The sequence below is a fragment of the Citrobacter sp. Cpo061 genome (genome assembly GCF_030332845.1).
Taxonomy (GTDB): domain Bacteria; phylum Pseudomonadota; class Gammaproteobacteria; order Enterobacterales; family Enterobacteriaceae; genus Citrobacter; species Citrobacter portucalensis.
This window is the reverse complement of sequence record NZ_JAOWHB010000036.1, coordinates 276,921-290,272: the sequence shown is the minus strand read 5'-3', so window position 1 is coordinate 290,272 and position 13,352 is coordinate 276,921. Positions and strand designations below refer to the sequence as shown.

General features: G+C 44.1%; 16 protein-coding genes and 1 pseudogene. 10 read left to right on the top strand and 7 right to left on the bottom strand.

Translation table 11 applies throughout. From position 1 onward, the window contains the following. Nucleotides 1–243: 243 nt before the first annotated feature. The 4 genes from OGX97_RS07375 to OGX97_RS07360 are packed head-to-tail and all read left to right on the top strand — an operon-like array spanning nt 244 to nt 6,431. Nucleotides 244–1,767 (top strand): site-specific integrase, encoded by a 1,524-nt coding sequence (locus OGX97_RS07375; protein ID WP_286592148.1) that lies wholly within the window; start codon nt 244–246, stop codon nt 1,765–1,767. Then, nucleotides 1,730–3,394 carry a site-specific integrase gene (locus tag OGX97_RS07370; protein ID WP_286592146.1) on the top strand — a complete coding sequence of 555 codons (1,665 nt, stop codon included), beginning with the start codon at nt 1,730–1,732 and terminating at the stop codon, nt 3,392–3,394. The genes OGX97_RS07375 and OGX97_RS07370 overlap by 38 nt, the downstream gene beginning before the upstream one ends. A gap of 3 nt (nt 3,395–3,397) precedes the next feature. Next, the gene (locus tag OGX97_RS07365) at nt 3,398–5,935 is read left to right on the top strand and encodes a hypothetical protein (protein ID WP_286592143.1); all 2,538 of its coding nucleotides are present in this window, start codon (nt 3,398–3,400) and stop codon (nt 5,933–5,935) included. Next, complete coding sequence (locus OGX97_RS07360; RefSeq protein WP_286592141.1) at nt 5,928–6,431, top strand: hypothetical protein; 504 nt, start codon at nt 5,928–5,930, stop codon at nt 6,429–6,431. The genes OGX97_RS07365 and OGX97_RS07360 overlap by 8 nt, the downstream gene beginning before the upstream one ends. 174 nt (nt 6,432–6,605) lie before the next feature. On the opposite strand, the gene OGX97_RS07355 is transcribed toward OGX97_RS07360, so the two are convergent. Further along, complete coding sequence (locus tag OGX97_RS07355) at nt 6,606–6,938, bottom strand: helix-turn-helix domain-containing protein (protein ID WP_072040316.1); 333 nt, start codon at nt 6,936–6,938, stop codon at nt 6,606–6,608. A gap of 97 nt (nt 6,939–7,035) precedes the next feature. Here OGX97_RS07355 and OGX97_RS07350 point away from each other — a divergent pair, with 97 nt between their 5' ends. Then, nucleotides 7,036–7,584, top strand: coding sequence for a hypothetical protein (locus OGX97_RS07350; protein WP_286592139.1), 549 nt, complete (start codon nt 7,036–7,038; stop codon nt 7,582–7,584). Nucleotides 7,585–7,898: 314 nt separating this feature from the next. Continuing rightward, the gene (locus OGX97_RS07345; RefSeq protein WP_286592136.1) at nt 7,899–8,195 is read left to right on the top strand and encodes a helix-turn-helix domain-containing protein; all 297 of its coding nucleotides are present in this window, start codon (nt 7,899–7,901) and stop codon (nt 8,193–8,195) included. Nucleotides 8,196–8,283: 88 nt separating this feature from the next. Here OGX97_RS07345 and OGX97_RS07340 read toward each other — a convergent pair whose 3' ends face one another. After that, nucleotides 8,284–8,922, bottom strand: a complete 639-nt coding sequence (locus OGX97_RS07340) for a hypothetical protein (protein WP_286592134.1) — start codon at nt 8,920–8,922, stop codon at nt 8,284–8,286. A gap of 165 nt (nt 8,923–9,087) precedes the next feature. Next, nucleotides 9,088–9,340: pseudogene (locus tag OGX97_RS07335) on the bottom strand (hypothetical protein); the annotation flags it as partial. 62 nt (nt 9,341–9,402) lie between these two features. Here OGX97_RS07335 and OGX97_RS23195 point away from each other — a divergent pair. The 3 genes from OGX97_RS23195 to OGX97_RS07325 all read left to right on the top strand — a co-directional run bounded on the left by OGX97_RS23195 (nt 9,403) and on the right by OGX97_RS07325 (nt 10,836). Continuing rightward, entirely contained in the window at nt 9,403–9,507 is a 105-nt protein-coding gene (locus OGX97_RS23195) for a DinI-like family protein (protein ID WP_353622200.1), read from the top strand. 60 nt (nt 9,508–9,567) lie between these two features. Next, nucleotides 9,568–10,224, top strand: coding sequence for a Hachiman antiphage defense system protein HamA (locus OGX97_RS07330; protein ID WP_286592132.1), 657 nt, complete (start codon nt 9,568–9,570; stop codon nt 10,222–10,224). 108 nt (nt 10,225–10,332) lie between these two features. Then, complete coding sequence (locus OGX97_RS07325; protein ID WP_286592129.1) at nt 10,333–10,836, top strand: hypothetical protein; 504 nt, start codon at nt 10,333–10,335, stop codon at nt 10,834–10,836. Here the strand turns inward: OGX97_RS07325 and OGX97_RS07320 are convergent. The 4 genes from OGX97_RS07320 to OGX97_RS23190 all read right to left on the bottom strand — a co-directional run bounded on the left by OGX97_RS07320 (nt 10,741) and on the right by OGX97_RS23190 (nt 12,958). Beyond that, on the bottom strand, nt 10,741–11,322 hold the full coding sequence (locus OGX97_RS07320; RefSeq protein ID WP_286592127.1) for a hypothetical protein: 582 nt from the start codon (nt 11,320–11,322) through the stop codon (nt 10,741–10,743). The genes OGX97_RS07325 and OGX97_RS07320 overlap by 96 nt on opposite strands. After that, nucleotides 11,319–12,227, bottom strand: coding sequence for a kdo(2)-lipid IV(A) palmitoleoyltransferase (lpxP, locus tag OGX97_RS07315; protein ID WP_286592122.1), 909 nt, complete (start codon nt 12,225–12,227; stop codon nt 11,319–11,321). Before lpxP ends, OGX97_RS07320 begins: the two co-directional genes overlap by 4 nt. A 202-nt stretch (nt 12,228–12,429) precedes the next feature. Then, nucleotides 12,430–12,702 (bottom strand): hypothetical protein, encoded by a 273-nt coding sequence (locus tag OGX97_RS07310; RefSeq protein ID WP_286592119.1) that lies wholly within the window; start codon nt 12,700–12,702, stop codon nt 12,430–12,432. Between the two features lie 79 nt (nt 12,703–12,781). Beyond that, on the bottom strand, nt 12,782–12,958 hold the full coding sequence (locus tag OGX97_RS23190) for a YnfU family zinc-binding protein (RefSeq protein ID WP_353622199.1): 177 nt from the start codon (nt 12,956–12,958) through the stop codon (nt 12,782–12,784). Nucleotides 12,959–13,111: 153 nt separating this feature from the next. On the opposite strand from OGX97_RS23190, the gene OGX97_RS07305 reads away from it, so the two are divergent. Continuing rightward, the gene (locus tag OGX97_RS07305) at nt 13,112–13,345 is read left to right on the top strand and encodes a hypothetical protein (RefSeq protein WP_001446196.1); all 234 of its coding nucleotides are present in this window, start codon (nt 13,112–13,114) and stop codon (nt 13,343–13,345) included. Nucleotides 13,346–13,352 lie beyond the last annotated feature (7 nt).

Sequence of the window (13,352 nt, the reverse complement as noted above, 5' to 3'; positions counted from 1 at the left end):
TGCTTGAAAGGGTTTTGAGGCGTCATTATTGAGCGGTACAAGGATGACCATAAAACATCAGATTCAGCCTTTATCTACGTTAGTGCGCATAATGTATATTATGTTAAATATGGTGGGTTTGTTCTTAAGTTCATGAGTTTCTCTCTTTCAGGAACTTACCGATGAATCAGTCAGTTGCCAAAGTTTAGTTGTGGACTTACGATGACTTCATAACGCAAAAATTACGGAGCATCCGCTAAGTTCATGGCATATTCCATCTTACATTTATCGAGGAACAACCAGAGAACTCATCTCATAGTTGATGATGTGACTACCCTACCGGTCATGTTCGCCACAATTTATGGAATGAATGAACTCAGCAAGAAACATCTGGGGACTCAAGAAAACATTCTGTGTTCGCTGCGTTTCTTTTACGTCTATTACTTTAAGAAGCACAAACGAACATTTGACTACGATTTCTATCGGTCTGGCTACAATATCTCCTGTTTTATCAGGGAGCTTGATGGCTTCTTTACTTACCTGCTCGGGAAGCAGCACCTGAGTGACGAGACCGACATAATCTCTACCGGGTTTTTACATTCTGCACTCTCCAGAACCAACAAGTCCACCTATGGTAACCACGTCAGAAACGTTGGCCGATTCCTTAAGTATCTCAACTATAGATATATGAATCTGGCATACCAGGATATGTCACCTGTTGAAGCTCACCAGATTAACCAGGCGAACCACAGAGATCTCGCTGACAGAATTAAGGTCTTCAACAGAGTTGAAGTATCCAGGAACGAACCCGCACACCGATACAAAAGTATCACCAGTCAGCAAAGTGTCGAACTAACGAACATGTTAATCCCCTCCACTCCTGAATTTTCAGATATCGAGACCGGCGAATTATTCACGGCCGTGGTTAATCCCCAAAACCCATTCGATTCAGGATTTCAACAATACCGTAACTACCTTATCCACCGGTTAATGTTTAACTATGGCTTACGTGTTGGTGAAGTTCAATTGTTGTTGAAGGATTGCGTGGGGCCAACCCTTCCAGACTCACGAGGTAACATTCGTTTCATCCTGATTGTACAAAATCTACCAGATGATGTAGTTGATCCAAGGAAACAACAACCTTCACTCAAGACTGAGCATTCACAGCGACAAATCGAACTGACCGAAGATGACTTCATTATGTTTACCATTTATATGGAGCAATATCGGTCCCCATTATTTGAAGAGAAAAAAATTGATGACCATGAATTCGTTTTTATTAAAGGCTCAGGTAGGTTAACTCCATTAACTTACGATGCAATTAGAACATTTTATAAGGAACAAATTGATCCGGCATTCATTGCCCTATTCCCTCATTATCGTGCGAAAAGTAATAATATCATTAATAATATGGTTAATATAACACCACACGTTGGGCGGCATACTTGGGCTAACATCACTCTTGAGTTTATTTACAATAGTCTCCTGAGTGAATCACTAATACTGGCGCAAGACTATGGTATTCGAGCAAGGATGAATGGAGTACTTGAACCAGCTATTGAACAACTTCGTGCTTTAGGCGGCTGGTCACTGACCAGTAAAGTTCCATTAAGATATGCCAAGCGGTTTATTGAAGTGGTGAGTAACCAGAGCAACTATAAGCGTACGAAACATTCAGATATGCATTTAGCTTCCCCAAGAACAAACATTTCGCAAACAAAAACCTACAACTTGCTAGAAGATAATGTTTATGACGAAGACTTCACATTCAAAGATCTATTCAACTGAGAGCGGTATCACTGGGGGCGATTTATTTAAAATCTCTCCCCTTCACTTTAAAAAAGAACAGCTTGAATGGATTGAAAATATTCAGCTCCCTACACGATTGTTTTTAATAAATGCAACAGAATTTGATGACCGATATTTATATCTACATGATGATTGGCGATACAGATTCTCAGGTAATAATGTGGCTATATTATTCTCTACTGGTAAATACTTTTGTGATTTATCACCAGTTTCACTCAAGCTCTTGAAATACTTAACGATCGCGTACATTAATGAGAACTCGGCAAGTGTTGCTGATAAATTTGCTCAGTTTGTCGCAACAACTTTCAAACAAATTGAGGTTATCACTCGCGAAAGCCTTATTGAAAAAATGCAAATGCTGGTTGCGAAGACTGAGCGAAATCACTCAGACAGCAGTCAGTTCTATTACACCCTCTATGCGTTACGAAAACTTGATCGTAGTGGATTCTTCGGAAGTAAGGATGACAGTAATGAGCTGGAAGATCTATTGCTGGAAGTGCCACGCCCTAGGAATAATAACTGGGCTCGCTACCAAAACCTAGACCTCGTTATACCAGAAGAAGTATGCCTAATGATAGAAAATGGCATTCAACGTTGGGCATCTAAACTATGTCCAAAAATTGATGTTGAAGAAAATAAAAACATTCATCTGGAAACTGTAAAGAAAACCATTAAAATTGATACATTACGGGACTGCATTATTATTGGCATAGTATATTACATTGGGGCCAGACCTGTACAGATCGGTAAACTTTCCGGAGGAGATTTTATCGTTGATACCGAGAATAAGTACGGGATGCGTTATTCAGTACTTGTGCCATATGCCAAAAAGTCAAAACTAACTATCGATCGAGTTCGAGTTGCAATTCCGGAAGAACTTGGAAAGTTAATCTTACTGTATAAGTACCTAGTTGGAATTGGTGATACCGACCCAATGTTTTCCATCATAGTATCTTCAATGAAGATGGTGGAAGCGTCATTAAAGAAAATGCTTTTCAGATTTTCACCACAGGAGATTCAGGAGGCAGTAAAAAACGATGATTATCAACTACCTGTATATACCGCAAGCCTCTTTCGTCACAACGTTGGTCACTCAATGGCAATGAGTGGTGCCAGTGCTCCTGAGATAGCTTATATATTGGGTCAATCCTCTTATGTTGTTGCAGATCGATACATTGCAGCCACCCCTGAGATGGCTGATATTCGTGAGGCTGCTTTGGGTCGCAACCCTGTGTTTAAGAACATGATGGCACTCATGTTGACTGGGAATTTGGTTCACAGCAGCGAATGGGGAGGCCGCAATGTTGCAGGGTCAATTGGTGGGCAACTTCATTACCATCTCGGTGGATGTAATTATGAAGAAGACATGTGCCCCTTTGCACAGGGTCGTGGATGTTACGGTTGCCTGTATTTCAAACCATTTATAGATGGAAATCACAAAAAAGTATTTCTTTCGCTGAATGATGAAATCCAAAATGTCCGTGATGTTGCCGATGATGCTGGCGTTTTAAATCATCCACTTCTCAAGGAATTAGTGCGGCTGAAACAGCATGTAAATCAGGTTATGGCTCGCATTGAAATGGCAAACGTCCGGAGGGCTATTTAAACGATGACTACGCAAATGACAATACTTAATAAACAGGCGGATAATCTTCTTATTTATATAGAGAAATATAAAGCAAAATTTGAAGAGCGTCTTGTTGCCTACAATGCTGTTGGGCAATTGGAGTGGAATGCCGGTTCCTGGCATTTTGGTGAGAAAGGTGTTGCATGGCTTAAAGAAACCAAAGATCGCGGCTTTAAGTGGGACGAAGTTTCTAGTCGTATTAAGGGGCTCTCACAAATGAATATTTCTTCGGAGTTTCAGGATTTTATGCGAGCTTATCACATGCATCTGGTGTGTATCACTGGCGGATTACCATCAGGTTCTACACTAGACAAACCATTACAGGTGATGAAGCGCTGGTATTGGGAAATGGTAAATAAAACAAGTCAAACGCACCCAATGTATCTGACTTCCGATATTATTCATACAGCGATGGAGCGGCATCATGAGAATTCTGACAGTCCTGATAATGTCAGTGACTATTGCGATATTGCAGTAAAGGCCATTGCTTTACTACGTCAATATGATCTTTTCTTAGTTAATATTGAAGTCAAAAATAAGTATCCTTGTCGAAATGGTTCTAACAGCACTAAAGAAAGGAAGAAAGCGCAAGAAGCCACCCCTGAGCAAACTGATGATGAAAGACTCATATCAATCCGTGCATTTATGTGTGTTATTGAGTTGATCGCTTTAGCTGAGAATAGTTATCAGCGTATCTTTTACAATATGTTGTTACTCACAATTATTTGCGGTTTCCGTTTCCAAGAAATAATGTTGCTGAAAATGACTTCTTTGGTTAAGCGAGAAATCACGGATAAAGAAAAACGTCAGCACGCAATAGATCAAGACTGGCCTACTTACAGGTTGGGTATTGAGTATCTTGGTGCGAAAAAGGCTGGATGGCGGATCCATTGGCTGGCGCCAAGCACTTATTCTGTCGTTGAGATGATTTATAAATCTGTTCAAGAATTGACCTTGGGGTTTCGTAAAACGATTCAGGGCTTCAGAGATTCTAATTTCACTAACCTGCTCCCAGATAAGATCGCTGATTTTCCTGATGAATGGGTTGAGCAAAATTATCTTGAAGACATCATGTTTAGTGGTTCTGGTGGCTCTAGAAATGATCTTGGAAAGAGTATTCGGAATTCCATTGCGAACTTTAGTGGACATAAACCTAAGGTAATACCCGTTCATAAACAGAAGAACAGCTGGTACTTCACTAAAGAACAGTTGAATGATTATGTCTATCAGCGTTACGCTCAAGCAAAAAACTTCGAGCCTGGGCACCAGTGCATAATTTCAGCCAAAAACAATGGTGACTGGGAACACTTCAATTATGAAGACCTGATGTTCATCATGCCGGAAGGTGCATTTGGAATTGGAAAAGATTTTGTTTCATTGCAACATATTTTTCCACTTGATGAAAACTCAATAGAAGCGTGGTTAGGCGGAACACAAAACCGAAAATCAATCTTTGATCACTTTAATCTTTTTGAAGATGATGGGTCCCGTGTCATTATCAAAAAGCATGTACCGCGACATAACATAAATACATTCTTGGCAATCGCTGGAGTGACGGATCATATTCAGGCCATCCTAATGGGGCGTGTTGATATTACCCAGAATAAACACTATCAGCATCAGGTCGAATCACAGTCCTATCAGACCGCTTCTCTAGCAATCAATATGCTCGAAAAGGCTTATGATGAGAACAATCAAGCTCTCACGAAGAGTTTCCAGCTATCACTCTTTACTACGCAGCAGAAGCCCCGCATTCCGCTCAACCTACCCTCCCCCAGAACTGAGCTTAGCCGCAGAATGGCAGCTCTATCACAGTCTTCTAACACGGTAAAAAATACAGGTGTTGCAAACGTTAAATTAACAACCTCACTAATGATAAATCCTGAGCTCAATACCGAGCATAATCTGAAGCAGAACATGCAGACTTTTGGTGAAACAACTGCTGAGGTTGTTGACTATATAACCGGCACAATGTCCGATAAGTTTCTGCCTGAACTAAAACGTGCACATGACAAGTTAGTACAACAAAATTTGGTTGATAAGGCGAAATCACTGCTTCAACGCCATGCAAAACTGCATCCTCTTGGATTTGGAGCCTGTACGAGAGATGTAGCTCGCTGGGGTTGTCCTCACGCGCTTAAGTGTCAGTCTGGTCTACCTTGTGGCTACTTCACCCTTACAGGTCGTCTTGGCGAAGCGGAAGAAGCATCACGACGTTTATCAAACAAGCGAAAAGAAATCATTCAACTCCGTAAGTTGACTATAGTGAATCCAGGCTTCATGCTGGCATTAAAAGAACAGGAAGAAGCTCTCATCGTGCTCGAGGCTCTTGAAGCTGATACTATAAAGGTTAAAAGCGAGAAAAAACTGGTTTCCCTGTTTTCTGATGATCTGAACAACCCATTATATAAAGTTATTGAGCGAATTAATAAACAAATGCTAATTGGCAAAACTCCAAAAACCCTAGCTGATCTTTTCTTTATTGAACAGAAACGTATAGAGAGAAATAATAATGGCTAAGACCCCGCGCAGTCGCAATGCAGACGATAAAGTCATTCAGGGTAAGGAACTTGATGCTTACATCAAAGCCGAGCTACAAGCTATGGTGCAAGAGGGACTGGAAAATTCCCCCATTCAACCATCTACGTTACATGCCCGTCTTAAAGCCAAAGGAATAGTTAAAGGTGGCATTAGTACCCTCACCTCTCGAAAAATTATCATCAATCATTACAGGCTTCGCCAGCATAACAACTACGAAGATGGCAAACGAGAGTTGACTACAGATGAAAAGGCTAAATTGGCTATGGGCCGAACCGGCGCTGCTTATATAAGTAAGGCAAATCGTCTTGATGCTGAAATTATAGCATTGAAAGCAAAATATGAACGAAATGTACTGGCGCTCGCCGACATCATTGAGTATATCGACAACGCAACTCCTATCAAAGTAGAGGACATGCTTGCAGACGATCTCATTCGAGAACTTGCTGAGCGCAAAAGAAATTCAAGAATGAGCTAATGAGTAAACGCCCTACTCTATTCGTAAAATTAGCGCACTAATTATCAATACTCTCTCTTCTATGTCCTTTATGTCGAAGGGAGTCTTTCATTCTAATGCCGATTTGGTTCATTACACCAGTTTAATGCTGCACTTTCGTTACCTTCTAAAAGATCAATAGCCTTTTGTAGAACATCATGTGTTACCACCATGTTTTACACCTGAAGACGTTTTGAGTGCTTCGATGAGATTACTTCGCTCTTCCTCTGTCATACGGGATATGAGTAATGCAAGTTCTGCTGTGGTTTGATCATCACAAAAAAAGTAGTTTAACGGCACGTTTAACTCTGACGCCATCCGTCGAAGCGTATCAATATCGGGGACATGCCGCCCTTTCTCATAATGATTCATACGACTGCTAGCCGAAGCGGGATCAAACCCAACAAGGAGGCCCAGTGAGCGCTGTGATAATCCCGCCCTGCATCTCGCTTCCTTAAGTCGTTCTGGTATCGGATTTTTTTCAGACACTGATTCATCTTCATTAGCCTCGAATGCTTAGATTGTCTAAGTATCTGCCATTGTTGTATACTTAGCAATCCTAAGTTAACTGCATTGTTTTAGTCATATGAATAGTCGAGTATCCAACCCTGAGTCGTACATATTTTCTGCAATAATCCACATTGGCAAGGATAACTTCACCAGTAACGATGTAGCAATAATTCTTGTCGAGCGATTCTCACTCCCGAAAACCTACCTAAAGGCAAAAGCTTTTGCTTATAACCAAATTCAATGCCTAGTTAAAAAAGGATTATTAAATAAAGTAAGAAAATCAGGCGTGTATCAATATTTATACTCACCCACATCAGAATTCAATATCGCAATGGAAAATGTGCAATTAATTGAGGCAACCAAAAAAAGTTCTCGCCAGCTTTCAAGTGCTAATAGCTATGAACACAATAATGTAAATATTCAAATAAGAACTCTTATTGAAAAATACAGCAGTGAATTGGAAAAAATATCAGGAGCAAAAGAAATTTATGAAGAATTGATAATTGCCGTACCGAGCAGGGAAAATGAATTCCGAAAACTTTCTCTAGAGCAAGACAAAAAACACATTAAGATAAATGAAAAAATAAATACATTGATTGAGATTGTTAATCATACATTTCAATAAGACAATGAATTCCAGAAAGGATTTAAAGTTTAATAGAGTCGTGAAAAAGAGAGGGCAAAGCCGAGACCGCCCTCTCCCTTCATGCACTGATAAACTTCACTAATATGAGATTAACAGCGCGTACCACTATATGCTAGACCTGAAAAATATAATCATAGTCAGCCCTAGATGCAACCTTTAACACTTCAATACAACAAATTAAACAACGAGTTCATCCTTTCACCTTAAAAGCTGTAAAGTAAAAAAACACCCTGAAGGCTGTTTTTTTACGTAAAGTGAACTTATTTTAAAATAATCGACATGGTCTCCTACTTATGGATAATATTTTCCCGGTCAGACTTCTTAGCCAGTTACGGCCACTTTTAATTGGTTTTCGTAAATCAAAAGGATTAACTCAAAGAGAATTATCCGCCAGGTTGGGTGTCACTCAGCAGACTTATGCTCGCCTTGAGGCAAACCCTTCAAAAGCAAGTTTTCAGCGCCTGTACAACGTGTTAAATATTTTGGGAGTGGAGATTTCGCTTAGTTCTGAACCTATTTCAACTTATACAAAGGTTTCAAATTTGGTTGAAAAGGAGTTTGATTCACCGGCAAGGCGTGAAGAATGGTGATAGTAGCCAGGCTATTTGATAGGGCTGTACGTCAGGCACTGCCCCTAAGGAAGGTACGATTTGTGAGCAAGGGCGCTTTGCATCGGGGTTAGCGGACCGTCAATATGGGAGTTAGCGAGCACACAACCAGCCGCGAAGATCCCCGCGTCATAGCGACATAGAGGTGTTGTGCATCCATCTCTTCCGGGGATGTGATGACTGCCACCTCTCCTTCCAGCCCCCTTAGCAACAATGTGCTGCCGAATACACGCCGGGCCAGCGGTCGACTCTCGTGGCGATTGCGTTCTCGCTCATTTACCGTGGCGTCTGCAAAAGTGTAGCCTCCGGCAGCAGCCGACTGCAGGGCACGCAAACAACAGCGCAATACCTCTGGCCGATAGACCCGCGCATCGTCCTGACGAGTCAGAAGGCACAACGCCTCTGCGGCCAGCATAAAACCTGGTCTCTCTGCAAATGCCACTAACGCTGCTTCGGCAACCGTCGGCGGGTTGCGGGCTCGCCCTCTTCGTAGCGTTTCTAGGCGGGGCAGCAATGCTGCGGGGCCAACCTGGGTCATGACGCCTGCGGCAAACTGCACCAGGCGCGTCAACGCATCCGCAGCTTCCAGGTTAAACGCTGCACCAAAGTCGGTAAGGTCGACCAAATCGACGGCTTCGACGGTCGTTGCCCCCGGGATCTGGCTGTCCATCTGCTGACGCCCGCGGGTGTCGTAGCTGTTTCCAATCACCAGTACCTGCCCGTTCGCGGTGACCGCGCGCGTCAGGGCGGCAGTAAGACGCTGCTGAACAGCGGTTTCTGCCTGTAACAGGGGCTTGCTTTAGGGCTAATGAAGTTGCTGATTTTGATGCCTTAACGGCAGGAGAGTGCATTGATTGATTATCATTCTCACATACCTTTACCGTCTTACCCTTTTTCAGATCGGGCAGAGCGGGAATTGCAGGCGCAGTACCTTTCGCAAGTGCCTTCCAGTAACCGGCAAGCGGCCTGGGTATCCGCATTTCGCTGCATCGTTTTGCCAGTAACTCAGTACTGATGTCATACAACACAGCTATACATTCCGCGGGCTCGCACCAGACCAAGTGGTACAGCGTTTCCCGGTCCTGGGGCAAAGTCTGCGCGGCATCGTGTGGATTCATCTCTGACATTGCGTCTCCCCTCCTATGGGTACATTTTCAGGAATCTTTGCCTGTTGGTGATTGAAAGAAATATGAGCAGCTTCCCATTGATTGGCGCGACTGAAACTGAGCGGGAAGAGATTGACGCCATTTTGCAAGATACGTGGGAAAGCGCTGAGGATGGATTCTTTCAATAAGCCGATTTCGAATCGGGAAAATCTTGACGTGATCAGAACTGATTGATAGGGAGAAACGCCGTGGGGCTATATGAGAAGTGGTGTGAATCCATTAAAGAAAATGATGAACGCAAGTATTACTGGACGTATGTCGAGAAGGACGGCGGCCGCGATGATATCCGCGAGGACCTTGCTGAGACCATTCGCTCGCACTACGAACGACTTGAACGCATCGCCGATGACGTAGGGCGACTAGGATACAAGGTTGCTGCCAAGATCCTCCGCGAGGCAATGCCTAATACCCCGAAGGGCCGCTCTGGCGACCTCGGCGAAATCCTTGCGACTGAACTAGTTGAGGAAGAAATCGGTCTGCGGGTACCCGTGCGTCGGCTCCGTTACAAGGACGGCCGTAACATGGCCATGCGCGGCGATGACTTCATCGGCGCGGGCTACCAAGGCAATAAGCTCTGGCTGCTAAAAGGTGAAGCTAAAAGTAACCAGAAGCTTGGCAAAAAACCACGGTCACCGCCGCCCGCAAGGTCCTCGACCGCGACAATGGCCGCTGCACGCCTGACTCGCTGCTGTTCGTCGCCAATCGCCTGCTGGAGAGCAACGACGCTGGCGATAACGCACTGGGTCGCGACCTTCGTGACGAAGTGGATCTTAAGTCTATGCCAGCCGATCGCATCGACCACATGCTCTTCACCGTGTCGGGTAACGGCCCTCACGCTTCCCTGAAAGAGAACCTTGAAGCCGCTGGAGTCAACAGGGACCATTACGTCGTGAACATTCACGTCGAAGACCATCAGGATTTCATTGCGGCAATGTACCTAGAGGCGGAAGATCTTGGAGACGACTGAAGAATTAAGCACCTTCCTGACGGCCGCTACAGTTGACGGTATTCTCGGGCGCCTCCTCTATCGCGGTGCAGCTTGGTCGTTGATGCGCAAGAATGGCGTATTGCTGCAAAACGCTCCGCCGCTTGGCGCAACCATCGAAACAGATCTTGCCGAGCACGGTTTTGCCCTGCTTCGAGGCGCAATGGCACTGCGGGCTCAGGCTGGTGCTTCGGAACTCACTGGCAAGGCCTTTGAGCGCGCAGGCAACGCCTTCGAAGCCCTCGTGCGTAATGGTAATCCAGAGTCGCCTGATCGCGGATTCCGCCGCACCATTGCTGCTGCAGCCTACCATCTAGCCGGCTTCTCGGCCGTCGCCTTTTCAATATTCAACGAGATAGAGGAAGACCTTAACGTCTCACCCGGGGAAATAGCGATCCGACACCTGATACTGCGCGATCTCGATCAACTTCGCGGCTCCGGATGCATGCTCAAAGGCTTCCCACCGGGCTGAAACATCAAGACAGATGGCTCCATAATTTTCCGTCTCACGTCTGTATTCCGCTATATCCGTTTGCGCACGTTGAAGGAAGGTTTCATGATTTGACTTGTCCAGCCCGGAATTCAGACTGACGGCAAGCTGCGAAATCAGCTCAGCCGCATCTGACGCAGGTTCATTTACTTTTTCAGCCTCATTGACGGCGCGGAGCTCTTCCCGGAGACGGTCTAGCCGCTGTGTCAACTGGCTGACACCGGGCAGATACTGGAGATAACTGTTGATGGACTGCTGTAGAGGTATGAGGTGTCCGTACCCCAGAATGTTGGCAAAGACCTGTGAACGCTGTTCGGCTTGCGATTCATCGACCAGCAGGGATAAGGCATTAGAATAAAGCCACCGGCTATTACGAAGCCAGGCCTGCTTTGTCAGAACCGCCTGGGGACGGTTCTTGCCCGCACCAAGAAAGATAGATTCTGGCTCATGGCAAGTAGAGTTGTTCATTTGTATAAAGAGACTTCGCCTTCAGGACGCGTTTTGAACCTGCGATGCATCCACAGGTATTGCTCAGGGGCACGGAGAATTTCACGCTCGATGATCTTGTTCATATAAGCCGCTGCGGCGACCTTATCTTCCCCTGGATAACCTGCCAACGGATTGCTGATATACATGTGATAACCTTTTTTATCGCTACGTCTAATCATGCTAAGTGTGATCAAGTGTGCACTAGCGAGTTTTGACAGAGCATACGTTCCGTTCGTCGTGGCTGCTTTTTTTACCGAGAAAAAAGGTGCAAAAACGCATCCCTTAGACCCATAATCCTGGTCTGGTGCAAACCAAACGGCTTCACCTGCTTTTAGCGCATGAACAAAACCTGATAAATTACGTCGATTAATCATAGCTTTATTTGAACGCATACGCCCTTTTGTCTGTACCCATTCCATTAATGGATCATTGTGTGGGCGATACGTTGCCATCATAGGATGGCATAACCCCATTACTCTTCCACACAACTCAAGGGACATAAAATGAATCCCGACAACCATTACTCCTCTTGTCGCACCGGTCAGGTTTTCAAGCCCTTCGACATCAAACCATTTTTTGACTCTCGCATCACTCCAGAACCAGGCCATTCCTGTTTCCATCAGTCCCAGCCCGAGAGAAACAAAGTTTTTATTGACCATCTGGCTCCGGGCAAACGGTGTCATCTCGGGAAAGCACAGTTCGATATTTCTAATCGCAATTCCTTCCCGGCGTTTCAGAAAGGGTCTGGATATTTTTCCAAGGCCAGAGCCCAGAATATGTAAAACCGGGTAAGGAAGTTGAACGAGAAGCCACAGCAGACCCAAACCAGACCAGGTAAGCCAGTGACGAGGATGAAGTAAATTATGAGTAAAAGTCTGTGCCATAAATTTCCTTAATGCTAATGAAGGTTATAACGCAAAAGGAAAACAATGAGGCAATTCGTCTTTAGCGATACATTTTGTTTTAGATAATTTAAATCCATCTAAATTCAGGGGAAAATATTTTCCAATGGCTGGTGAATAATTTAAAGAGCCAGGAGTGAATTGTAAGCCAGAAAATTTATTCTGTTATAAATCCATGGTTTTATCATTGATACTCAAGGAATTGTCTTCTTGATTCATCACCATCAAGGTACTCAAAAGAAAGAAGCCGAATTTTGGTAAGTTTATAAAACCACTCACAATCGTTTCGTTGAATAATTTCGCCTGGTTTGAAACATATCCCGGATGCCACCCGAATAATCGCATATTTACCATTACTAAACCTGACCCGGTGAATACAGAAAGGTTGACCGGCCTGCCCGTGACAGCTGTTTGACAGGATATGTCCTTCAATAAAAACAGTTTTTTTAGATTTCATTATCATACCCTCGACAACTGCAGTACAGGAGGAACGTTGTCATTTTCCGACATCACTGACGTTACGTGGCAGAAGCCGTTCAGCCGCCGATACACCAGCATTCTGAAGGTCTGAACAACAGTCCGCAGGCAGGGCACTCAAGAACCGCATCTTTTCTTAGTTTACCTGCTTTCTGATCGGCTCTGTGTGCACATACCGGACAGGTAACATGAACCGGTCTTTCTTTAAAATACCTGAGCCCATTTGTATAAGACATAAATAATTCTCTGAGGAATAGAGTAATTATTATACGCTTTAATAAAAAAATAACTGGCATAAGTTATGTTAAGTTGTGTCTGAATCAGGATATCAGATATTGAAAATTGAACGTCTTATTTATGATACACTACCCTTCCGTGAGAAATTTAAGATGAAATCAGAAGACACCCTTGACTGGTATCCGGCACAATTACCGCCTGTGAAAATTATTCTTGGAGAAGCCGTGCTGGCTGTGGGTAAACAGGGCCGACCGATTAATACCCGCACCTTGCTGGAATACCTTCAGGTCATACAGGACAAACAAAAAAGGCGGGATGACAAAATCGCCATGCAGACTGCGATTGATGTTCTCAGGGATAATCAGCGCATTAACGGCAGACGTTAATGCACCT